At 62.9% G+C, this 23,025-nt stretch carries 21 protein-coding genes; 14 read left to right on the top strand and 7 right to left on the bottom strand.

Annotated features, from left to right (window positions below; all coding sequences use genetic code 11):
* The first annotated feature begins 105 nt into the window (after positions 1-105).
* The 6 genes from D3Y59_RS05200 (at position 106) to D3Y59_RS05175 (ending at position 6,964) form a co-directional block, all read left to right on the top strand.
* A complete protein-coding gene (locus D3Y59_RS05200) occupies positions 106-1,098 on the top strand; it encodes a potassium channel family protein (protein ID WP_240410539.1) in 993 nt (330 codons plus the stop codon).
* A 191-nt stretch (positions 1,099-1,289) separates the two neighbouring features.
* Positions 1,290-2,483 (top strand): glycosyltransferase family 4 protein, encoded by a 1,194-nt coding sequence (locus tag D3Y59_RS05195; protein WP_119444086.1) that lies wholly within the window; start codon positions 1,290-1,292, stop codon positions 2,481-2,483.
* Positions 2,480-3,673, top strand: a complete 1,194-nt coding sequence (locus D3Y59_RS05190) for a glycosyltransferase (RefSeq protein WP_119444085.1) — start codon at positions 2,480-2,482, stop codon at positions 3,671-3,673. Before D3Y59_RS05195 ends, D3Y59_RS05190 begins: the two co-directional genes overlap by 4 nt.
* A 267-nt stretch (positions 3,674-3,940) precedes the next feature.
* Complete coding sequence (locus tag D3Y59_RS05185) at positions 3,941-5,194, top strand: bifunctional 3,4-dihydroxy-2-butanone-4-phosphate synthase/GTP cyclohydrolase II (RefSeq protein ID WP_119444084.1); 1,254 nt, start codon at positions 3,941-3,943, stop codon at positions 5,192-5,194.
* Between the two features lie 61 nt (positions 5,195-5,255).
* Positions 5,256-6,071 (top strand): hypothetical protein, encoded by an 816-nt coding sequence (locus D3Y59_RS05180; RefSeq protein WP_119444083.1) that lies wholly within the window; start codon positions 5,256-5,258, stop codon positions 6,069-6,071.
* A 122-nt stretch (positions 6,072-6,193) separates the two neighbouring features.
* Positions 6,194-6,964, top strand: a complete 771-nt coding sequence (locus tag D3Y59_RS05175; protein ID WP_162910569.1) for a hypothetical protein — start codon at positions 6,194-6,196, stop codon at positions 6,962-6,964.
* 70 nt (positions 6,965-7,034) lie between these two features.
* Here the strand turns inward: D3Y59_RS05175 and D3Y59_RS05170 are convergent, their stop codons facing one another.
* The 6 genes from D3Y59_RS05170 to D3Y59_RS05145 all read right to left on the bottom strand — a co-directional run bounded on the left by D3Y59_RS05170 (position 7,035) and on the right by D3Y59_RS05145 (position 12,800).
* Complete coding sequence (locus D3Y59_RS05170) at positions 7,035-7,811, bottom strand: tetratricopeptide repeat protein (protein ID WP_119444081.1); 777 nt, start codon at positions 7,809-7,811, stop codon at positions 7,035-7,037.
* A gap of 38 nt (positions 7,812-7,849) precedes the next feature.
* Positions 7,850-8,617, bottom strand: a complete 768-nt coding sequence (locus D3Y59_RS05165) for an ABC transporter permease subunit (RefSeq protein WP_119444080.1) — start codon at positions 8,615-8,617, stop codon at positions 7,850-7,852.
* A gap of 16 nt (positions 8,618-8,633) precedes the next feature.
* Complete coding sequence (locus D3Y59_RS05160; protein WP_119444079.1) at positions 8,634-9,545, bottom strand: ABC transporter ATP-binding protein; 912 nt, start codon at positions 9,543-9,545, stop codon at positions 8,634-8,636.
* A gap of 100 nt (positions 9,546-9,645) precedes the next feature.
* Positions 9,646-11,406, bottom strand: coding sequence for a M14 family metallopeptidase (locus D3Y59_RS05155; RefSeq protein ID WP_119444078.1), 1,761 nt, complete (start codon positions 11,404-11,406; stop codon positions 9,646-9,648).
* A gap of 189 nt (positions 11,407-11,595) precedes the next feature.
* Positions 11,596-12,030 (bottom strand): DoxX family protein, encoded by a 435-nt coding sequence (locus tag D3Y59_RS05150; protein ID WP_119444077.1) that lies wholly within the window; start codon positions 12,028-12,030, stop codon positions 11,596-11,598.
* A gap of 119 nt (positions 12,031-12,149) precedes the next feature.
* Entirely contained in the window at positions 12,150-12,800 is a 651-nt protein-coding gene (locus D3Y59_RS05145; protein WP_119444076.1) for a hypothetical protein, read from the bottom strand.
* Positions 12,801-12,951: 151 nt separating this feature from the next.
* Between D3Y59_RS05145 and surE the strand changes: the two genes are divergently transcribed.
* The 6 genes from surE to D3Y59_RS05115 all read left to right on the top strand — a co-directional run bounded on the left by surE (position 12,952) and on the right by D3Y59_RS05115 (position 19,365).
* The gene (surE, locus tag D3Y59_RS05140) at positions 12,952-13,824 is read left to right on the top strand and encodes a 5'/3'-nucleotidase SurE (RefSeq protein ID WP_119446336.1); all 873 of its coding nucleotides are present in this window, start codon (positions 12,952-12,954) and stop codon (positions 13,822-13,824) included.
* 185 nt (positions 13,825-14,009) lie between these two features.
* Positions 14,010-15,008, top strand: coding sequence for a DUF1028 domain-containing protein (locus tag D3Y59_RS05135; RefSeq protein ID WP_119444075.1), 999 nt, complete (start codon positions 14,010-14,012; stop codon positions 15,006-15,008).
* A 57-nt stretch (positions 15,009-15,065) separates the two neighbouring features.
* A complete protein-coding gene (locus D3Y59_RS05130) occupies positions 15,066-15,608 on the top strand; it encodes a SixA phosphatase family protein (RefSeq protein ID WP_119444074.1) in 543 nt (180 codons plus the stop codon).
* A 694-nt stretch (positions 15,609-16,302) separates the two neighbouring features.
* Entirely contained in the window at positions 16,303-17,169 is an 867-nt protein-coding gene (locus tag D3Y59_RS05125; RefSeq protein WP_162910568.1) for a universal stress protein, read from the top strand.
* A gap of 172 nt (positions 17,170-17,341) precedes the next feature.
* Positions 17,342-18,736, top strand: a complete 1,395-nt coding sequence (locus D3Y59_RS05120) for a M28 family peptidase (RefSeq protein ID WP_119444072.1) — start codon at positions 17,342-17,344, stop codon at positions 18,734-18,736.
* A gap of 47 nt (positions 18,737-18,783) precedes the next feature.
* Positions 18,784-19,365 (top strand): 2'-5' RNA ligase family protein, encoded by a 582-nt coding sequence (locus D3Y59_RS05115; protein ID WP_162910567.1) that lies wholly within the window; start codon positions 18,784-18,786, stop codon positions 19,363-19,365.
* Positions 19,366-19,438: 73 nt separating this feature from the next.
* On the opposite strand, the gene D3Y59_RS05110 is transcribed toward D3Y59_RS05115, so the two are convergent.
* Positions 19,439-20,269 carry an OmpA/MotB family protein gene (locus tag D3Y59_RS05110; RefSeq protein ID WP_119444070.1) on the bottom strand — a complete coding sequence of 277 codons (831 nt, stop codon included), beginning with the start codon at positions 20,267-20,269 and terminating at the stop codon, positions 19,439-19,441.
* 158 nt (positions 20,270-20,427) lie between these two features.
* Between D3Y59_RS05110 and D3Y59_RS05105 the strand changes: the two genes are divergently transcribed.
* Entirely contained in the window at positions 20,428-22,215 is a 1,788-nt protein-coding gene (locus D3Y59_RS05105; RefSeq protein ID WP_162910566.1) for a S8 family serine peptidase, read from the top strand.
* Positions 22,212-22,931 carry a hypothetical protein gene (locus D3Y59_RS05100; protein ID WP_119444068.1) on the top strand — a complete coding sequence of 240 codons (720 nt, stop codon included), beginning with the start codon at positions 22,212-22,214 and terminating at the stop codon, positions 22,929-22,931. Before D3Y59_RS05105 ends, D3Y59_RS05100 begins: the two co-directional genes overlap by 4 nt.
* The last annotated feature ends 94 nt before the right edge of the window (positions 22,932-23,025 follow it).

Raw genomic sequence — 23,025 nt, 5'->3', positions numbered from 1 at the left:
CTCTGCGAGAACCCAAAACCCAACGGCCGCGCGTACGCACAAGCCGCGCCGCCCGCTACCTTCGTGCCACGCATTATGTGGAAACGCGCTAACCTAAGCCGCCTTATGCTCGCCGTCATTTTGTCGGTGCTCAGTTTGGGCATGGGCATGGCGGGCTTCATGCTCATCGAGCGTTACAATTGGCTCGAGGCGTTTTACATGACCATCATCACCATCTCCACCACCGGGTTTGGGGAGGTGCGGCCCATGTCCGACGACGGCCGGCTGTTTGTGTCGGTTTACATCCTGTACAACCTGGTGGTGGTGGCCTACTTGGTGTCGGTGCTCACGCAGTACTTGTTCGACGGTGAGCTGCGCAACTTGTTCAAGATGTTTATGACGGATCAGGAAATTCGCGCTTTTCAGGACCACGTAATAGTGTGTGGCTTTGGGCGCAACGGCAGCAAGGCGTTTCATGAGCTGCGCGCCAGCGGCGCCAAGGTAGTGGTGGTGGAGCAAAGCCAGGAGCTGATGCGCCAAGCCGTGGAAGCCCTGGGCGACATTGCCGTGCCGGTGGTATTCGGCGACGCTACCGCGGATGAAACCCTGCGCCAGGCCGGCATCGAGCGGGCCCGCGCCCTGATCTCGGCCCTGCCCAAAGATGCCGACAACGTGTTCGTGACGCTCACGGCCCGCGAGCTGAACCCGCGCCTGAAAATCATTTCGCGCGCTTCGCTGAAAACCTCCGAAAGCAAGCTGCTGCGCGCCGGTGCCGACTCCGTGGTAATGCCCGACGAGATTGGCGGCTCGCACATGGCCAACCTGGTGATGCGCCCCGAGGTCATCCGGTTCTTGGACATGATCAACGGCCTCGGGCCAAACCGCCTGCGCCTGGAGGAGCTCACGTTTACCGACTTACGCACCGAGCTGCGTGGCCGCTCCATCCGCGAGCTGGACATCCGCTCGCGTACCGGTGCCACCGTTATTGGCCTGAAAGACTCGGCCGGGCAATTTCTGGTAAGCCCCAGCCCCGATACGCGCCCCGGCCCCGGCGACGTGCTGCTGCTCCTTGGTACCGATGAGCAAATTCGGCGCTCCGTAATCGAGTACCGGGGTTAGGCGTGGGGGCGGCGGTTTTGGACAAATGGCCGCCGCTGGCATAACGCGTGAGGCGAGCGGTACATTTTTCGCGGTGTGTCGGCGAGTGGCTACACTGGCACCGGCTGGGCGCTTCCGTTCGCTTTGGCTCGTTACCTTTGGCAGCTGAACCGCTGTGCCTAATTTTGAATATCCTGCAAATCTGTCCGCGAGTGCCTTTTCCGCCCACCGACGGCGGCGCCATTGCCATGTACGACGTGGCGGCCGGGCTTACGCGGGCGGGGCACCGCGTAACGGTGCTGGCAGCTAACACTCCCAAGCACCACCAGCCCGATAACGTGCTGGAGCACTTAGGGCCCAACGTGCGTTTGGTAACGGTGGACGTGGATACGCGCCTCTCGCCGGTGGCGGCGCTGCGCAACCTGCTGTTCAGCCGCAATCCTTACAACGTAGAGCGGTTTATTTCGCCCGATCTGGAAGCGCGCCTAACCCAGCTGCTTCTGCAAGAGCAGTTCGATGTGGTGCAAATCGAAGGCACGTTCGTGTCGTGGTACGTGGAGGCCGTGCGGCGCGTGGCGCCGCAGGTGCCGGTAGTGCTGCGGGCCCACAACGTGGAGCACGAAATCTGGCACCAGCTGGCCACCAACGAGCGTTCGACGCTAAAGGCCGGCTACCTGCGCCACCTGGCCCGCCGCCTGCGCCGCTTCGAGCAAAATTACCTGCCCCGGTTTTCGGCCATTGCCTCCATTACCGAGCCCGACCGCAACCGCCTGTTGCAACTGGGCTGCCCCGAGCCGGTGGTCTTTGTGCCGGCGGGCGTAAACCTGCTGCGCCTCAACCCCGATGCCAGCATTCGGCCCGCCGCCAACACCTTGTTTTTCCTAGGTTCGCTCGATTGGATGCCCAACCAGGAGGGGCTGCTGTGGTTTTTGGAGCAGGTGTGGCCCGAGGTACAGCGCCGCTACCCCGCGCTGCAGCTGCACGTAGCCGGCAAAAATGCCCCCGAGCCCTTAATGCGGCGGCAGCTGCCGGGCGTGCACATGCGCGGCTTCGTCGATTCGGCGGCGCGCTTTATGCAGGAGCACGAGTTGATGATTGTGCCTTTGCTCTCGGGCGGCGGCATGCGCGTGAAAATTATCGAGGGCATGGCCATGGGCAAGTGCATCCTGAGCACCGGCCTAGGTGCCGAGGGCATTGCCTGCCAGCACGAGCACGACATTGTGGTGTGCGACACGCCGCAGCAATGGATTGAAGCCATTGGCCGGTACGCCGAAGGCAACCTAGACCACCAGCGCATCGGCGCCGAAGCCCGCCGCACCGCCACCACCATTTACGACAACGACCGCGTGGTACAGCGTTTTGTGGAGCTGTACCAGCGCGTGCTTGCGCCCGTAACTCCGGCATGAACCTAGCCCTGGCCATACTGTTGTGGGCGAGCATCGTGTTGGTGGCGCACACCTACGTGCTGTTTCCGTTGCTGCTGAACCGCTTCGCTAAAGGCCGGAAGCAAAACCAAGAGGTGTATGCTCCGCTAAGCCACGAGCTGCCGGCGGTGGATGTGCTGCTGGCCGTGCACAACGAGGAGCAGGTAATCGAAGAAAAGATCCGCAGTACCTTCCGGACCACGTATCCGCTCGATCGGCTCACCTTCTACATCGGTTCCGATTGCTCCTCCGACCGCACCAATGCCCTGGTAAGGCAGCTTCAAGGTGAATTTCCGCAGCTGCGCTTCGAAGCGTACACCCAACGGCAAGGCAAACCCGGCGTAATCGATGCCCTGTCGCGGCAGGCCACGGCGCCCGTGCTGGTGCTCACCGATGCCAACGTGTTTTTTGCCCCCGACACGCTCTATCACCTGGTAAAGCATTTTCACAACCCGCGCATCGGGCTAGTGGGCGGCAACATCATCAACCCCGAGCACCACGCCGAGGGTATTTCGGGCCAGGAGAAGGCGTACCTCGAGCGCGAAAACCTCATCAAGTACCAAGAGGGCGTGGTGTGGGGCGGCATGATGGGGGCATTTGGCGGCTGCTTTGCTGTGCGCCGCGCCTGCTACCACCCAGCCCCGGCGGCGTTTCTGGTCGATGACTTTTACATTACCATGGCCGTGCTGCGCGATGGGTACCAAGCCATTAACGAGCTAAACGCGGTGTGCTACGAGGACGTGTCGGACCACCTGCCCGAGGAGTTTCGGCGCAAGGCCCGCATTGCAGCCGGCAACTTTCAGAACCTAGGCGAGTTTGCCAGTTTGCTGTGGCCGGTGTGGCGCGGTGTTCCGTTTGCGTTCTGGTCGCACAAAGTATTGCGCTGGCTTACGCCGCTGCTGCTGTTGCTGGCCCTAGGTGCCAACGCGCTGCTGGTGGCCCGGGGGGCACATTGGGTTTACGCCCTCATGCTGCTGGGGCAACTGGCACTGCCCACCTTGCTGCTGCTCGACAGAGCCCTGAAACGCGCGGGCGTGCACCTGCGGTTGTTGCGCTTTATCACGCACTTCTACAGCATGAACGCCGCGCTGGCTTTGGGTTTCTGGCGCTACCTGCGCGGCATTCGCACCACGGTGTGGCAGCCTACGCAGCGCTTTCAGCAGGCCCGCTGAGGGTGTTTGCGGTGGCAAGCTGCCGGGCACCTAGGGCGCGAAGAAGTGGCGCGGTACCGAAGGTCGGCGTAGGCAACGGATTTTCGCGCTACAGCCCACACGCTCCTAAGCAAAGCCTCGCCCCGAGGCGTTTTCGGGAACCGAAACCAGGCGGCAAACGATGACAAAGGCGGCGCCTGTGTAACTTCGCCCGGCCGCTGATAGTTGTCAGCCCGAAACCAACTTCCGACCGGTTCTCCGAGGCCGGCCGCTCATATTTAGCAAGCCATGCTTGACCCCATCGAAGACGCCATTGCCGACATCCGCGCCGGTAAAGTGGTAGTAGTTGTGGACGACGAAGACCGCGAAAATGAAGGCGACTTTATTTGTGCGGCCCGTTGCGCCACGCCCGAAGTCATCAACTTCATGGCCACCCACGGCCGCGGCCTGGTGTGCGCCCCGCTTATCGAAGACCGCTGCGAAGAGCTGGGCCTTGAGCTAATGGTGGGCCGCAACACGGCCCTGCACGCCACGCCCTTCACCGTTTCGGTCGATTTGCTGAAAAACGGCGTAACCACCGGCATTTCGGCTTCCGACCGCAGCAAAACCATTCTGGCCCTCATCGACCCCGACACCAAGCCCGAGGAGCTGGGCAAACCGGGGCACATTTTTCCGCTGAAAGCCCGCAAAGACGGCGTGCTGCGCCGCGCCGGCCACACCGAGGCAGCCATCGACCTGGCCCGCTTGGCTGGGTTTGAGCCGGCCGGCGTGCTGGTTGAAATTCTGAAGGAAGACGGCGAAATGGCCCGCTTGCCCGAGCTGCGCGAAATTGCCAACCGCTGGGGCCTCAAGCTGATTTCGGTGCAAGACCTGATTCAGTACCGCCTCAAGCAGGAAAGCCTCATCGACCGCGAAATTTCGGTGAAGATGCCCACCCAGTGGGGCGACTTCGACCTGATTGCCTACACCCAGCGCAGCACCGGCGCCCAGCACCTGGCGCTGGTAAAAGGCGATATTTCGGGCGATGAGCCGGTGCTGGTGCGCGTGCACTCCTCGTGCGTAACCGGCGACATCTTCGGCTCGTGCCGCTGCGACTGCGGCCCGCAACTGCACCACGCCATGCAGCAAATTGAGCGCGAGGGCAAGGGCGTGCTGCTGTACATGAACCAGGAGGGCCGGGGCATTGGCCTGCTCAACAAATTGCGGGCCTACAAGCTGCAGGAGCAAGGCCGCGACACCGTGGAGGCCAACCTGGAGCTGGGCTTTGGCATGGACGAGCGCGACTACGGCGTGGGGGCCCAAATCCTGCGCGACTTAGGGCTGCACAAGCTGCGCTTGCTCACCAACAATCCGCGCAAGCGCACCGGCCTTATCGGCTACGGCCTCGAGATTGTGGATACCGTGGCCATTGAAGTGGCGCCCAACGAGCACAACGAGCGGTACCTCACCACCAAGCGCGACAAGCTCGGCCACACCATCCTGACCAAGGACCGCGGCCCGCACCCGGCCCAAACGGCGGCCGAGGCACTGCCGGCCGAGTAAGCCCGAGCAAGCAACCCCGGCGCGGGTAGGCGAAGCATTTTCTGCGTATCTTAATACGGCTATGAAAACGCTTCGCCTACCCGCGCGCCTGTTGGGGGCGCTTAGTGCCGTTGGCTTGTTTGCTGCGCAAGGCGCAGAGGCCCAACGCAATTTGGTGCAGCAGTTCGAGGCCGCCACAGTGGTACTCACGTCGGGGGACACCTTGCGCGGGCCCGCCGCCCTGCACACCGACCGCGACGTGCTGCTCGTGAACCTGCCCGACCACTCCGTGCGCACCGTGCCCGCCCTGGCGGTGGCCGGCTTTGCCACCCGCGGCGAAAAACAGCAACCGGCCGGCTATTTCGATCAGTACTACGATTTTTACGACGCCCGGCGGGGGTATTTCTTCGGCAACCCGAGCTGGGGGCCGCTGCCCATGCAAGCCCGCCGCCAGCGCCCCGATACCGCCCGGGTGCGCGAGTTCCGTACGTTTCGCTGGAACCGCGGCAACGACTACTCCGATTTCCGCTCGCCCGCGTTTTTCGAGCAGCTAAGCCGCGGGCCGGTGCTGCTGTTGCGCCGCGAATCGCTGATGGAACGGCCCGTATCGGCCGCCGACCCCATGTTTCGGCCGTACTATGCCAACGCGCCCATTGGTGCTTTGCCGCGCGGCACCATGGGCTATTACACCACCATCCGCGACCAGTTCTTTCTGGGCACGCCCGAGGGCAACCTGCTGATGCTGCGCAACCCGAAGCGCGATTTGCTGGCGTATTTCAAGCCCGAGGCCGAGCGCATCGAGCGGTATGCCAAGGAGCACCGCCTCAGTTTCGGCGATGCGCACGAACTGGCGTTTATTGTAAATTACGCCAACGCCCTGCGGCAGCCGGCTCCCTAGGTGCACACTGCCATTTGGCAACGCAGCAGCCGCGCAAAGCTTACCGCCACGCGGTATGGCATTATTGTTGAGCTTGGTATAATTACGTTTTTACCTTCAATACCTCAATACCAAGCCAGCGTATGCGTCAAATAGTTACTTTATTATTGCTTAGCGGTTTGGCTTTATGCAGCGCTCGGGTTTATGCCCAAACGCAGCTGATACAGCACTTTGCCGGCTCCACGGTAATCACCACCACCGGCGACACCCTGCGCGGCCCGTTGGTGCTGCACGTCGACAAAAATGTGCTGATGGTAACCATGCCCGACGGTGCCATCAAAACCTTTCCGGCCTCTTCCATTTCGGTATTTGCGGTAAAGGGTAACCTGTCGCATTACGCCCCCGGTCGGACTGGCACCCAGATTAACCGGCCGGCATTTGGTGGCTCGCAGTGGGGGATGGGGGTTGCCCATTCGGCATTCATACCGAGGCACCATTTGGGCAAGTTTGATACTACGCAGGTACGCATTTACCGCACGTATTATTGGCAAAAAAAGCCAACGGCGTACTCCCCGCGGCCCATGCCCATGTTTTTCGAGGAGCTGACGACCGGCCCGGTAAGCTTGTTGCAGCGCGAAACGTTGGTGCTTGGTGGCCCGGGCCTCTCCGGAACAAATGCCCGCGGCGTTCTGGCGCTGGCCGGCGGTACTAGGCCCAAGCTGTACCTCTACACCAAGGATAAATTTGTGCAGCTGGTGCACCCCAAAAGCCAACTAAAAAAACACTACGGCCAGCAAGCCAAGCAGCTGATTCAGTACGCCCGGGCCAACAAACTAACCTTTGTATTCCCGCACCACCTGGCGCAAATCATAGCCTACTCGAACTCGCTGGCAGCCAGCGCCAAGAACGATTAGCAAAAGCTAGTAAGCAAGTAGCCCCCAATCAAAAGCCCTAGGTAAATAACCTAGGGCTTTTGATTGGGGGCTACTTGCTGTTGCACCCGCACGACCAGCGTTGCGAGCCTTTGTCGGCACCGAACTCAATGTTCAGCTGCGACACCTTGTCGCCGGGAGCGAAGGTGGTTTTGGGTTTGCCGGCTTCGGCAAAGTAGCCGGTTATCCAGCTAAGCTGGCGCGTTTGGGCGTTGTAGGTGTAACGGCCGCTGGCACTGCCATCGAGGTAGCGGTAGGTGCCGTTGGCGTTCAGCTCGAAAGCGCCCTTGGGCACGGAGGTGAAGCGCTGGCTGGCGGCGTCCCAGTTATCGAAGGAGCAGGTGTACACGCCGTACACCAGCGGGGCCGCGGCCACCGGGGCGCTGAAAGCCGCATTTTTGGCGGCTGACTCGGCTTCGGCGCGGGCCTTGAGGGCGGCGGCGGCGCGGGCCCGCACGGCGGCGGCTTCGGTTTCGGCCTTGCTGCGCGCACCCAAGGCGGCCTTCTCGCGGGTGTCGGCCAAGGCTAGGTATTCCTCGGCCCGGGGTTTAAGGGCGGCGTCGAGGGCCGTGGCTTTGCTAAGCACCGTGCGGGCCTCGGCGTAGCGGCCGAGCTCGGTGTAGCACTGGCCTAAGAGCAGCTGCACTTCGGCGTTGTTGGGCGAGCTACGGCTCGCGGCTTCGAAGCGGCGGGCCGCGTTGTCGAAGTTTTTGGCAGCCAGCAGTTCGCGGCCCGCTCTCAGGTCGGCCTCGGGCGTGCCGGGGGCCTGCGCAGCCGCTGCAAGCGAAACGGAGAGCAAAGTGCCCGTGAGTAAAGCTGCTAAACGCATACCAACAAAAAGGAATAGTGAGGCCGTAAAGGTAGGGTCTAAAGGTCGCGGGTGCGCAGTAAAAATGCGCCCAGCAGCCAGCACAGCCCAATATAACCTAGGGCCACCACCGCTGCCTGCGCCGGAGGCAAGGCGCCCGTGGGCCCAAGCATGGTATCGAGAGCCTGCGCAAACGGGGAGGGCGTGAGCATATCAAGCGCCTTGATCGGCAAAAACCGATCAATGGCATCGGGCAGAAAGTACCGGACCAGGCGCTCTACTACCCATACGTACAGCAGCAGCGCCACAATAGCCGGAGTGCTTTTGCGGATGAGCAAGGCCAGCACCGCCGCAATCGAAAGGTAACCCAGCAGTTGGATGCCGTAGAGCAGCAGGGGCTCGGCAGCCCCGCTAAACACATTGCCAAAAGTTGCCTCGGGGTTGCGCGTTAGGCCGAAGAATACCCCCGCCACCAGCACCGACAGCATGCCCCACAGCGTGAGTAGCAGCGCCACCACCAGCTTATCAAGCAACAACTGCTCGCGCGGGGTGCCATCGATGAGCTGCTGCCGGAAGGTGCGGTACTGAAACTCGTCGGTAATCAGCATGATCAGCAGGAAAGCGGGCAACAAGGAGAAATAACCCGCTATGTAGGCAAGCTTGGCCCACATGCCCGGCAAGGCATACAGGGCAGCACCTAGGGTTTGGCCATTTACCGTTACGCCGCCCGCACCGGCTATGGTAGCCGCTAGCAAAGCCGTGAACAGCAACATAATAACCCAGGCAGTGCGGTAGGGTAGCAGCTTGCGGAGTTCGGTTCGGAGCATGGGAAGCGGTGCCGGGTTAGGATTTCTGGATGATCTGCAGGAACTCGGCTTCGAGGCTGCGTTGCTCGGTGCTGAGGTGGGCCAGTGCCAAGCCCTGCGCAAAAAGGGCCCGATTGACGTCGGCAGCGGAGTGGCCGCTGGCGAGTGCGAGGCTGCAGGCGCCGTTGGCCAACGTTTGCACATCGTGCACAAAGGGCAGGGCAGCAAGGGCTTGGGCCAACACCCCAGGTGCAGCCTCGGCACCTAGGCGCAGGTGCACGCGGTCGGTGGCAGCCAGAATAGCGCTGACCGCGCCAGCTGCACGTAGCTGGCCCTGGTGCATCACGCCCACGTGGGTACACACCTTCTGCACCTCATCGAGCAAGTGGCTGGCCAGGATAATGGTTTTGCCTTGGGCAGCTAAGCGTTGGATTAGGGCACGCACGTCGGCAATGCCGGTGGGGTCGAGGCCGTTGGTGGGCTCGTCGAGCACCAGCACCTCGGGTTGGCCGAGCAGCGCCGAGGCCAAGGCAAGGCGCTGTTTCATGCCGAGCGAAAACCCGCGTACCGGCTCGTGCTGGCGGTTGGCCAGTTCTACGGTTTGCAAGGCGGCCTGAATCGCCGCTTCATCAGCGCCTTTGATGTCGGCCGCGATTTGAAGGTTTTGGCGGGCGCTCAGGTACGGAAAGAAGTTGGGCGTTTCGAGCAGCGCCCCAATTCGGCGCCGGGCGGTTGCGCTGGGTGCCTGGCCAAACCAGCGCACCGTGCCGGCCGTGGCATGCAGCACACCTAGGGCAATGCCCAGGGTGGTGGTTTTGCCGCTGCCGTTGGGCCCCAGCAAACCGTACACGCTGCCCCGCGGCACCGATAAGGTAAGATCTTGCACGGCCTTGGTGCGGCCGTAACGCTTGCTAAGCTGCTGGAGCTCAAGAACAGATTCGGCAACCACGGGTGGAGAATTGAAAGGGTAAGTTGAGGTAACTCGGAGCTGCTAAGCCTGGCTAGCTAACTACTTGTGGGGCAGTAGCGTACCGCCGCGGGTTAGGAGGTTATTCGACGGGCAGGTTGCCGCCTTGCCAACGGGCTACGGGGTAGCGCAGGTGCGTAGGCTCGTAGTTAGCCGACTGCCGATATACCCAATCGAGCTGAGCGGCGGCACTTTTGGCAAAGGCCGGATCGGCCTTTTTGCGGGCTTCGAGCTGTTGGCGTAGTTCGGGCTTTTGGCGCAGCAGCTCGGCGGCTACGTCTTCAAATACGTAATCCGAGAAATACTCCTTTTGCTGCAAAATGCTGTCGAAAAAGCCCCAGGCGAAGTACGAGTCGGTGGCTTGCGGCTCCAGGGTTTCCACGGCTAAGCGGTTTTGGGGCTGGTTCAGCCACACCACGTAGTCGCCGCGGCGGAAGGCCACGCTGCGTTGCTCGGGGCGTACGCGCACCTGGTTGTGCACGTAGTGGCCCTCGTAGGGGCGCTGGCCGGTTTTGTAGTCCTCGATGAAGTACACCTCGGTGGTGAGGGTAGTGTCGCGGGTGAGGCGTTGCAAACGCAGGCCGCCGCGTTGGAGCCGCTCAATTACCTCGCCCCAGGCCTGCGGCACCAAGTACGCCCTAGGTGCGCTGGCTTGCACACTGGGCCGGAAGGTGTTGTAGTAGGGTATGGCTTTGGTGAAGGGCGCTTGGCGGTCGTAGTACAGGCGCGGTTGGCCGCTTACCTCGCTCGGCTTGGTTTTGCCTTGGTACCCCCGGAAGGTGAAGGTTTCGGCTTGGGTAGTGTCGAGCTGCCAGGCCAGCGCGAATTGCCGTTGGGCAGCGGTTTGGCGGTCGGCTTCGGCGCGGGCCGTGGCAATGGCGGCCGCGTCGGTGTTCACTTGGCTTAGCAGCAAGTGCAGGAAGTCGTAGGTGGCCTGTACGCGCGGTTTATAAGCCTTCAGCATGTGCGTTTCCGTCACGAAGCCAACCGTATTGAAGAGCGTGGTGTAGCCGGTGGAGTAGCGCGGCGTTTCCAGAAAACCTTGCAAGCCGCGGGCATCGGGCGTGCGGCCCTCAAAATCGACGTAGGGCGTAAGGGGCCACTTTTTCTTCTCCATGCCGCCGTACAGCGCGGGCAGCAGGCGCTTGGTTAGGTACTCGCTTACGGCCGAGTGCAGCTTGTCCTTCTGCGTGGCAATCAGCGTCATGGTGTATTGGTAGTCGGCGCCGTTGGAGGTGTGGGTGTCCACGAACACCTCGGGTTGCCACTTCCGGAACAGCTCGGCAAAGGAGCGGGCATTGCGCGAATCCTGCTTAATGTAGTCGCGGTTGAGGTCGAGGTTACGGGCGTTGCCGCGGAAGCCGTATTCCCTAGGTCCGTTTTGGTTGGCCCGGGTGGTGGAGTTGCGGTTCAATGACCCATCGACGTTGTAGATCGGGATGATGACCACCGTTACGTTCTGAAGCAAGGGGCGTAGCTTTTTCTGCTGCACCAGGTCGCGGGCCAGCATCATCGACGCATCAATGCCCTCCGGCTCGCCCGGGTGAATGCCGTTTTGGATGAGCAGCACGCGCCGGTTTTTCTGGCGGGTGCTGGCCGGGTCGGCGTCGCCGTCGGCCGAAATCACCACCTCGTGCAGGGGCAGGCCTACATCAGTCGAGCCCGTTTCGCGCACCTTAATTTCGGGGTAGGCCGCTGCCAGCCGCTGGTAGTAAGCAATGCACTCGGCGTGGGTAGTGGTGGTGTTTCCGTTGCCTTTTTCGAAGGGGGTGCGCCAGTCGGGCTTGGTATCGGCAGGGGAGGAGGCCAGTAGGTTAGCGGCCAGTAGCAGCGTGGTGAGCATTGGGCAGTGGAGGTTGGAGGCGGCAAGATGCCAAGCTTGCACGAAACCAGATGCACATAGTGCAGCTAGTGCAGCAACTCGGTGGCCGATGGCGTGGGCCGGTGAAACAACAAAGCCTACGCGGCGCGCAGGCTTTGTTGAGTTTTAATTATTTGTAAAGCAACAAGCTGGTGCTTTTGGTATCAAGCATTAGTACAAGCGACGACGCGGCGGAAACAACACCTGGTCGGCGCTGTATTTGCCTGGGCCGATGAACAGCAGACCTAGGAATACAATCCCCGACTCGACGGCGTGGGAGTACCCCCCGAAGCCTTCGCCCGTGGCAATGTGCGAAAAGGCGGCCACCACCATGGTAAGGAACAGCATGGCACAGGCCACCCGAAACAGCAACCCCAGCGCCAACAGTTGCCCGCCAATGGTTTCGGCAACGGCGGCGGCAAAGCCCCAAGCGGCCGGGGCCACCGTAATGCCAAAATGCTTCATGGCACCGCCCACGGCAACCCATTTTTCGGGGCCGCCCATCAGCTTGGGGTAGCCATGTATGGTGAACATCACGCCCAAGCCCACGCGCAGGATCAGCAACCCTAGGTCGGCGTAGCGGTAACGGTTTTCAAACAGCGGCATCAGGGGAGTATAGCGGTGTGGTAGACGGTTGGCGCTGCCCGACTGTGCGTGCTGTAAGCAGAGCCTTCGCCGCCAAAGTACATAATCGTTTGCTGAATCTCACGCCCTGGCCTAGCACCCTAGCGGAAAAGTATAACCCCGACGATTGGTGTAGCCGCCGGAATATCGTCTTTGCGCAATTGAGCGCTGGCCGGCAGGTTCTTCGCGTCGAGAACCCAACTGGCGTTCAGCCGCTCCGAAACCGCTACCAAGCCCGCCTCCGTACGCTCGATGGTTTGGATGCCGTAGGCCCGGCGCGCCTCGCCGTAGGTGCCGCCTACGCCAATAGCCTCGGCCGTGCGGTAGCGCCCATCGCGCACCTGCACGCGCCACAGCCGGTAGCCTTCTTCCTCGTCGCCTACCATTTCGAGCAGCAGGGGCTCGGCGGAGGCGGGCGTACCGGGGGGGCGGTACTCGTACACGGGGTAGGTAATGCCCTCGAGGGTGCGGGTGGTTTTGCGGAGGCTGCGCGCGGGTACGGCGGCCAGCAGCGCCCCTTCTTTCATGTTCAGCCGCAAGGGGCCCACGTAGCCGCGCCGAATCAGGAAAGAGCTATCCGTGGGCGCTGCAGCGGGCAGGCTACCGGCGGGTGCGGTGGCCGAATCGGCAGTAGGGCTGGGGGCGGTTGGCTGGGCAGGCGCCGTGGCTTGTTCGGTGGCGGGTTGTCGGTCGGGCTGGCAGGAGGCGAGCAAGAGCGCCGCCGCTGCAGCGTAGGTGGTAGTACGTAGCATGGCGCAAACCTACACAACCCGCTCCTTTACCCTGCCTGCGGCCATCCTGCGCGCAACTACCTAGGCCCGGTACACCAGCCTTAATGCCGCGTTGTGGTAGCCGCGCCTACCTTTGCCGCCGTATTTAGTGCCGACCAACCAAGCCTTTGCCGTGAGTAACGATGCCTCTTCTCGCCCTCTGATTCTGATTTCCAACGACGACAGCATCGCCGCGCCCGGCATTGCCGTGCTGGTGCGCGTAATGCAGTGCTTGGGCGAAGTGGTGGTGGTAGCACCGGCCTCGCCGCAATCGGGCATGGGCCACGCCATTACCCTGGCCGAGCCGCTGCGCCTCGACCGCAGCTACCTGTTCGCGGGCCTGGAAGCCTACACCTGCTCGGGCACCCCCGCCGACTGCGTCAAAATTGCCAAGCACTTGGTGCTGAAAGACCGCCGGCCCGACTTGGTGGTGTCGGGAGTTAACCACGGCTCCAATGCTTCCGTCAACGTAATCTACTCCGGTACCATGTCGGCGGCTATTGAAGCGGCAATTGAAGGACTGCCGGCTATTGGCTTCTCTTTATGCGACTTCTCGCATCAGGCCGACTTCTCGCACGCCGAGCCGTGGATTGAACACATTGCCCGCGAAGCCCTAGCTAAGGGTATTCCGGCTGGCACGGCCCTGAACGTGAACATCCCCAAAAAATCTGACGACCCGATTGTGGGCGCCCGGCTGTGCCGCCAAGCCAAAGCCAAGTGGCAGGAAGAGTTCGACACCCGCCAGGACCCCTACAACCGGCCGTACTACTGGGTGCTTGGCAACTTCCTCAACCAAGACCAAGGCGAGGATACCGACGAATGGGCGCTGGCGCATAACTACATCAGCATTGTGCCTTGCCAATTCGACCTCACCGCGCACCAGCACCTGCAAAGCCTGAACTCGGCCTGGGAAATGCAGCTGCCAGGCCGCCCCACACCCGCCGAGCCGGCCCACCCGCACCCCGTGAGCCCCGGCGACTACGGCCCGGCCAACCCGCAAGGCTAAGCGGCACCTAGGGCCGCGCCACTTCGGGCACTGCACGCGCTTGCTTACTTGGCAGGCGCGTGTTCTTGCTTTCGGCCCGGATTGGTACCTAGGCAACGTTGTAATTGCCGATGAGCGCCGGGCTTCTATCTTCAGCGCCGCATCAACTACCATTTTACCTCCTCATTCCCTCATCAGCCTCAACCATGTTCCACCGCAGCTTACTTACCTTATTTGGCGTTTTGTTGCTGAGCGTAGCCGGCTACGCTCAGCAGGTCTTCTCTAAACAAGAGCCGTTTGCGTACACCTACTCCATTGTAGCCCGCGACCCCAAAACCGGCGAAATGGCTGTGGCCGTGCAAAGCCACTGGTTTTCGGTGGGCACGGCCGTATCGTGGGCCGAGGCTGGGGTGGGGGCTGTAGCTACGCAGTCGTTCACCAACAAGTCGTTCGGGATGCGCGGGTTGGCGTTGCTGAAGAGCGGCAAAACGGCTCAGCAAGCCCTCGACGAGCTGCTCTCGACCGACGAAGGCCGCGACGTGCGCCAGGTGGCCATCGTGGATAGCAAAGGCAACGTGGCCGCGCACACCGGCAAAAAGTGCGTCGATATGGCCGGCCACATTACGGGCAAGCAGTTTTCGGTGCAAGCCAACATGATGGTTTCGGACAAGGTATGGCCAGCCATGGCGAAAGCCTTTGAGCAAAGCGAAGGGCAGCCGCTGGCCGAGCGCGTACTGGCCGCCCTCGATGCTGCCCAGGCCCAAGGTGGCGACATTCGCGGCCGGCAATCGGCTGCTTTGCTGGTGGTGGGCGCCAGTGCCAGCCAAACGCCCTGGGACGACCGCCTCGTGGATTTGCGCGTGGACGACAACCCCGAGCCGTTGAAAGAGCTGCGCCGCCTGCTGAAGCTGCACCGCGCCTACGACCACATGAACGCCGGCGACCTGGCCGTGGAGAAAAACGACATGCCCACGGCCGTGCGCGAGTACCAAACGGCCGAGCAGGCTTTCCCGCAAAATCTCGAAATGCGCTACTGGCACGCCATTACGCTGGCCAACAAAGGCCAGGTAGCCGAGGCCAAAAAGATGCTGAAACCCATTTTCAAACAAGACCCCAACTGGCGCACCCTCACCGCGCGCCTGCCTAAAGTGGGCCTGCTGACGGTATCGGCGCCGGAGCTGCAACAAATTTTGAGCTTAAAGTAATGCGTCTTCCGCTAGGCAGTTGCGTCTGTTGAGTTCCACTGCCGAAAACCCACGTTTATGTTCTCTGCGCTCCGCACCCTGTGCCTGTTGCCGCTGCTGTTTGGCACCGTAGCCTCTACCGCCCCCGAGGCAGCCAAGCCCAAAATCACCACGGTGTACGTGGTGCGCCACGCCGAAAAAGCCACCGAGCAAAACCCGCAAGACCCGCCCCTGACGGAAGCTGGCCAAGCCCGCGCCCGCGCTTTGGCCGAGGTGCTGCGCAAAGCGCCCATCGTGGCCGTGTACTCAACCAACACACGCCGCACCAAGGACACCGCCACTCCGCTGGCCGAAGCGAAAAAGCGCACCATCGAGCCTTACGAAGCCAACGGACCCGGTTTGGCTGCGCTGGCAGCCCGCATTCGGCAAACGCCCCAGGGCAAAGCCGTGCTGGTAGTGGGGCACTCCAATACCATCCTCGAAACCGTGGAAGCCCTAGGTGCCCCGCGCCCCGTGCCCGCCATCGCCGACGACGAGTTTAGCTACTTGCTCGAGGTGAAAATGCCCGCCAGCGGCGGCCCAGCCACGGCTACCGCCAAGCGTTACGGCGGAGGCAAATAAACTGTAAGCAATTCCCTAGGTCAGCCAAGGGGTAAGGAGCCAAGCAGCGCAGAGGCCGCGGATCGGGATGCCCGATCTGCGGCCTCTTGTTTTTGTACTTGCATGATTGGCTGTGCGAATGCTTGGCCGGCATTGCCTTGCGGGGAGCGGCGGATGAAGAGTGGGGCTGTTAAAACACAGCTTCCGTAGGTGGTTTTGCTTGGCGCAGTTGAAGCAGCTGGCCTTACTACTCGTCATGCCGACCCTCTGAATGTCATGTCGAGCTTGTCGAGACATCTCGCGTGCTGACGCCGCATAGCGTTGTCGTCCTGAGCAAAGCGAAGGACCTTCTCATGCCTGCTGACGTTGGATAGTATCCACTCCCCTTCTCCTTTTGAGGAAGGGGTTGGGGGATGGGGTTCCAACGTGATAAGGTCCTTCGGCTGACGCCTCAGGATGACAATGCCATCCGGCGAGATGTCTCGACAAGCTCGACATGACGGTTCTGGGGAGGCGTTTTTAACCAATTGCTTCGTTCTCCTAACTTCTACTCCCACTCAACTGAAGCAGGACCGATAAAGGCAAGTTGCTGGGGGCTTGCGGATACTATGTCCCGGTTGAGAAATGTCATGCCGCGGGGCTGATATCCGTCATGGGGCAAGCTGGGCGGGAGCCGCACCTTTGGGGCATACCTGAAACCAGGAACTACCCCGCCATGGACACCATCGTTGTTCTTACCGATTTGTCGCCGGCCGCCGAGCAGGCCCGCCGTTACGCCGCCCAAGTTGCTGCCCCGCTGGGCGCCCGCGTGGTGCTGCTGCACCTTAGCCAAGAGCTGACGTTGCCCAGCAACGCCACCGAAACCTCGGCCGAAGTACGCCGCACCTTGCCCGCTAAGCTGCAAGCCCTGGCCGACGACATGCTGGTGCCCACTTCCGCGGCCATTATCGACGGCAATTTCGACGAGGACATCGACGCCATCATCGAGCGCTACAACCCCATGCTGCTGGTGCTGGGCCTCACCCAAACCAACAGCTACTTCGAGGCGCTGCTGGCCAACCGCGCCCTGAACACCTTGCGCTACAACACCTGCCCCATTATGCTGGTGCCGGCCTCGGCGGCCCTTGCGCCGCCGTACCGCGTGGTGCTGGCCGTCGACGGCGAAGCCTTTGCGGTGCCGGCGCCCGCAGCGGGTTTGTTTAACGAGGTGCTCAGCACCTGGGCGCCCGAGCTGGCGGTGGTCAACACAGTTGGCTCGGCGGCCAAAGCCAGTATAGCAGCCCTTCAGCAAGTGCAGGCCAGCGGCTTGCTGCGCGGCGAGCAGCGCCTTAGCTTTCAGCAACCCGTGGTGAGCGCGCCCGAGGATGGCATTCTGCGCGTACTAAACGAGCAGCGCGGCAGCCTGCTGGTGATGGTAGCCCGCCGACGCAGCTTGTTGGGCCAGCTCTTTCACCGCAGCGTTACGGCGCGCGTGCTGCGCAACACCACCGTGCCCGTGCTGCTGCTGCCCGCCGCCGATACCGAGGCGGCCGTGGCCGGCAAGCCCCAGCCCGCCGACGAGTTGTTTGTGCCCTTGGTATAGCCCACGCGGCTTTGCCCGGCGCCCGGCGCGGCTCCCACCGGTTTGGTTGGGAGCCGCGCCGGGCTTTTATTTGTTGCCGCCGCTGCCACCGCTCCAGCTGCGCAACTGCGGTGGTGTGTAAGGTGTCTGTGCCCGTGGCGCCCGGTTGGCGTTTCCATCCACTGTACTTTCCATGCTCCACCGTTTTCTTACCGCCGCGGCGGCCGTGCTGCTTGCAGCCGGGCTGGCTGCGCCGGCTACGGCCCAAACCGCCGATGCCAAATCCGACTCGGCCAACATCCGCAAAATTTACGACGAGGCCTTGCTCCGCGGCCAGAGCTACGAAAACCTGCGCTACTTGTGCCAAAACATCGGCGGGCGCCTGAGTGGCTCGCCGCAGGCCGAGCAGGCCGTGCAGTGGGGCAAGCAAACCATGGAGAAGCTGGGCTTCGACCGCGTGTACCTGCAAGAGGTAATGGTGCCGCACTGGGTGCGCGGCCCTAAAGAGAAGGGTAGCTTTAAGGCCGGCAAAGGCAACCAAAGCGTAGCCGTGTGCGCCCTAGGTGGTTCGGTGGGTACCAAGGGCAAGCTGAAGGCGGAGGTAATTGAGGTGCGCAGCATGCAGGAGCTGCGCGATTTGCCCACCGAAAAGGTGAAGGGCAAGTTCGTGTTTTTCAACCGGCCCTTCGACGACCGCCTCATCGAGCCCGGCGCCGCGTACAGCGCCGCCGGCGACCAGCGCCGCAGCGGCGCAGTGGAGGCCGCCAAGCGCGGTGCGGTAGGGGCATTGGTACGCTCCCTCACCAGCGCCCTCGACGACAACCCCCACACCGGCACCATGCGCTACGAAGACGGCGTAACCCAGGTGCCGGCCGCAGCATTGAGCACCCTGGCCGCCAACCGCCTCAGCGAGCAGCTAAAGCAAACCCCCGGCCTGACGTTTGAGCTGGAAATGGGTTGCCAAACCCTGCCCGATGTAAAATCCTACAACGTGGTAGGCGAAATCAAGGGCAGCAAATACCCCGACGAAATCATCACCGTTGGCGGCCACCTCGACTCGTGGGACCTGGCCCAGGGCGCCCACGACGACGGCACCGGCTGCGTGCAGAGCATTGAGGCGCTGCGCCTGCTGCTGGCCTCGGGCCTGCGCCCCGAGCGCACGGTGCGCGCTGTGCTGTTCATGAACGAAGAAAACGGCAACCGCGGCGGCATTAAGTACGCCGAGCTGGCCAAAGCTGCCGGCGAAAAGCACCTGGCGGCCATCGAGTCGGATGGTGGGGGCTTTACGCCGCGCGGCTTCGGCCTCGAAACCAACAACAAGGCCACCGTAACGCAAATGCAAAAGTGGAGCCCGCTGCTGCAGCCCTACAACGCCGGCAACCTGCAGCCCGGCCACGGCGGCACCGATATCGGCCCGCTGAAGGACCAAGCCAAGGTGTTAATCGGCTACGACTGCGACTCGCAGCGCTACTTCGACATCCACCACACCGCCGCCGATAACTTTGACAAGGTGCACAAGCGCGAGCTGGAGCTGGGCGGCGCGGCCATGGCCAGCCTTATTTACCTGCTGAGCAAATACGGCCTGTAGCACCTAGGGCTGTAACCCCCAAGCCGGCGGCGTGCGTTGGAGAGGCTGTGAACGAACAGCAAACATCCAGTCGCACGCCGCCGTCGCTTTACCTGCTGGCCACCTTGCCGCCCGAGCCCGTGTTTTCGGAAGTGTGGGCCCTGAAGCAGGAGGTGCACCGCCGCACCGGTTCGCGCAACGCCGTGCGCCTGCCGCCGCACATCACGCTTATTCCGCCTTTTCGGCTGGTGCCGGCCGAGTTCGAGCCCCAAGCCTTGCCGGCCTTGGCCCGCTTCGCGGCCGAGCACCAGGCGGTAGAGGTGGGGCTGCACAATTTTGCTTGGTTTGGCAACCGCACCTTGTTTGTGCACGTGTCGGAGGCCGAAGCGCTAAAGCATTTGCACGCCGCGTTGGTGCGCTTCTGCAAGGCCGAGCTGCCAACCATTCCGCACGAAAAGCGGCCCTTTACGCCGCACATGACGCTTGCCACCCGCGACTTGCCGCCGGAGCAAGTGCCCGCGCTCAAGCAGGATTTCGAGCAGCGCAGCTACGCGGCCACCTTTGCGGTTACCGCGCTGGTGCTGTTTCGGCACGATGGGCGGCAATGGCAGCCCGTGCAGGAGTTTCACCTAGGGCAAGGGCAACCGTAGGCCCGGAGGTCGGTACACAAAAACGCCGCGCGCCTTTGTCGGACGCGCGGCGTTTTTGCGGCAGCTGCCTAGGTTAGTTTTGCTCCAAAATCTGAAACAGCTCGTCGAGCTTGGGCGTGAGAATAATCTCGGTGCGGCGGTTTAGGGCCTTGTTGGGGGGCGTGTCGTTTTGGGCGATGGGGGCGTATTGCGAACGGCCCGAGGGCGTAACCTGGCCCGGAGCCATGCCCGATTCGGTGAGAATGCGCGTGATTTCGGTGGCGCGCAGCACGCTCAAATCCCAGTTGTCGCGAATGCCGGCCGTGCCTTTCAGGATGGGCACGTTGTCGGTGTGGCCTTCCACGAGCACGTTTACGTCTTGGTTGCCCTTCAGGGCCGTGGCCAATTTGCGCAAGGCGTCTTGCCCGCGCGGATCGACTTTGGTAGAGCCCGACTTAAACAGCAGCTGCTCCGACAACGACACGTACACCTTGCCGTTGCGCAGGTTTACTTGCAAATCCTGTGCGTTGAAGCCGAGCAACGCATCGGCTACGCGCTTGCGCAGTGCTTGCACGGCGCGGTCTTTCTCGGCCAGCTTGGTTTGCAGCTCGGCCAGCCGTTGTTCGCGTTCTTTCAAATCGGCCGAAAGCTGGGAATTTTCCTTTTCGGCGCCGCTCAAAGTTTCGTTCAGGCGGTTTACTTGCTGGCTGCGCGATACCAGGCGTTGGCGCAATTCTTCTTCGGAACGGTTTTTTTCCTGCTCCAAGGCGTTCTTTTCGGCCTGAAGTTGATCGCGCGAGCGGGTCAGCTCGGTATTTTGGGTTTGCAGGGCGGTGTATTTTTTCTGCGAAACGCAGCCCGGGGTAAAGGCCAGCGCGGCTACCAAAGCGGTGGCCGGCAATAGGTTGCGAAGGGTGGTTTTCATAGCGGAGTAGGTTTAGGCACAAGCGCAGCTCGGCAGCAATGCGCTTGCCGCAGCGTACGCAGCCCGGCCGCGGCAAGTTGTTATGGCCGCGCAGGGGCCGATGTTTGCCGGGAGCCCCGAACTACTGTATTTTTCGGGCCTCAACTACTGCATTTCCGTTGCTGCTACTCCCACTGTTATCTGCCCTGCTTGGCGCCGCGCCGCTGGTCCTGCCGGGGGCATCGGCTCCGGAGCCGGCAGCAACACAAACCGCCACGCCCCAGCCCGCTAAGTATTGGGTGTTTTTGCGCGACAAACGGGGCGTTAGCTTTCGGGCCGAGGCATACTTTTCGGCCCCGGCTTTGGCGCGCCGCCGCCGCCAGGGCCTGCCGCTGTCCGACTCCACCGACTTCCCGCTGCGCCCCGACTATTTGCGGCAAGTGCAGCAAAGCGTTGATTCGGTAGCCGGCAGCAGCCGATGGTTTAATGCGGTGGCCTGCTGGGCCAAGCCCCACCAAGTAGCGGCGCTGCGGCGCTTGCCGGGGGTGCGCGCCGTAGAGCCCATGCCCGCCGCCGAGTTGCGGCCTGCTGCTCGGCGTTTGCCCACAGTGGGCTTGGCCGATGAGCTAACGGCCGATGACCGGCAGCTGGCCCACCGCCAAACCAGCTCCCTAGGTGCCGAAGCCCTGCGCAAGGCCGGCCTCAATGGCCGCGGCATTCGGGTCGCTATTCTGGATGTAGGGTTTACGGGGGCCAGCCGCCACCCCGGCCTGGCGCACCTGCAGCAGGAGCGCCGCGTGGTGGCTACCTACGATTTCATCAAAAAAAGCGAGTTTGTGTACGGCGGCGGCATGCACGGCACCGAGGTGCTTTCGTGCCTGGCGGGGGCTTTGCCCGATGGCACGCCGCTGGGCCTGGCACCGCAAGCCGAGTACCTGCTGGCCCGCACCGAGCGCACCGGCCGCGAAACCTTTGGCGAGGAAGAAGCTTGGCTGGCCGCCGCCGAGTGGGCCGACCGCAACGGGGCGGATATCCTAAACTCCTCCCTAGGTTACACCGATACCCGTTACTTCCGGGAGCAAATGAACGGGCGCACCTCGCTGGTAGCGCGGGCCGCTGCCATGGCCGTGCGCAAAGGCATGCTGGTGGTGTGCGCCGCCGGCAACGACGGCGACGACCCCCGCTGGCGCACGGTAGGCACCCCCGCCGATGCCGACTCGGTATTGGCCGTGGGCGGCCTCGATGCCGACACTTGGCTGGCCACCGAATACAGCTCGCGCGGGCCTGCCGCCGGGGGCCGCCGCAAGCCCAACGTGGCGGCCTTTGGCAGCGTGGTAGCCGCCGTGCCGGGTGGGCGCTACGAGCGCACCGAAGGCACTTCGTTTGCCAGCCCGCTGGTGGCAGGCCTGGCCGCCTGCGTGTGGCAGCAGCAGCGCGGCCTGAAAGCCATGGAGCTGTTTCACGTGCTGGAGCAGTCGGGGCGGTTGTACCCGTATTTTGACTACGCCCACGGCTACGGTTTGCCGCAAGCCGTCAAATGCCTGCAGCCCAGCGCAGCAACTGCCCGCCCCACGCTCGATGCGGTAACCACGACCGAGGGCGTTGAGGTAGTTATCCGGCCTGAGGCCACGCTGGTGCTCCGGCCTTTGCCGCTGCGCACCGACTCGGCCGTCGCGGCACCTAGGGCCGCGACGGCCGATGGGCGGCTGGAAGTGCCGCGGGCAGGCAAAGAGCGCACCGCCACCGCGCAGCCCGCTCCGGCCGCGCCCGATGGCATTCCGCTACCCCCGCCCAACCCCGAATACTGCTACTGGCAACTAGCCGACGCCGCCGGCCGCCTGCGCCGCTACGAGGTGCTGGAGGTAAGCCAGCGCGCCGTGCTGCAACTGCCCACCGGTGCCTGGCAACCCGGCGACGTGCTGCGCGTGCATTACCGCGGCTTCACGCTTCATTACCCTTTGCCATGAGGCACCTTTTACCCGGGCTGTTAACCGGCCTGCTGCTCGGCGCCGCGTTTTCGGCCGCCGCCCAACGGCCGCTGCTCAGCACCGATGTAGCCGCCGATACGGTGCGGCAACGGTACGGGCCCAACCGCCAGCTTTTCCGCCACCTGTACGTGGGCTACGCCTTTGTGCTGGGCCAACCCGCGCAGCAGGGCGCCGAGCTGCGCCCGGCCGCTTCGGCCGAGCTCACCTTGGGCTTGCGGCAAAAGCACCGCCTGGCCGAGCACCTGGCCTTGGGCTTTGATGCGCGTTATGCCCGCCTGCAGTACAGCCTCGCCCAAAACGCCGATAAAGTGCTGCCCACGCCCGAACTGCACCACCGCGAATCGTTGGTGCTGCAGCGCGCCGACCTCGAAGCCTGGTTGCGCCTGAACGCCGGGCGGCGGGGTAATATCGTGGGCCGGTACCTGGATGCGGGTGCCTGGGGCGGGCGCATAATCGGCACCGCGCACCGTACCGAGGACAAACCCAGCGCCAGCACCGCGAGGCGCCTGAATGCGGTAGCGCACGGGCTGCCGTACGTGCAGCCTTGGGCTTTCGGGCTGGCGGGGCGGGTGGGGGCCAACCGCTACGCCGCCGTGGTGCGCTACCGCCTGTCGGGTACTTTCCGGGGCGAGCGGGCAGCCAGATACCCCGAGTTGCCCCCGTGGCAGGCGGGCCTCGAAATAGGCCTCTTCTAATAGCTGTTGAGGTGCAACCATGCCCCCCCGTGCCTGCGTACGTGGAGCAAGCAAAGCCGGTATGAAATTTTCGGCTTACGACGCCCGCCGAGGC

Source organism: Hymenobacter oligotrophus (assembly GCF_003574965.1).
GTDB lineage: Bacteria > Bacteroidota > Bacteroidia > Cytophagales > Hymenobacteraceae > Solirubrum > Solirubrum oligotrophum.
This window is presented reverse-complemented; position numbering and strand designations above follow the sequence as displayed.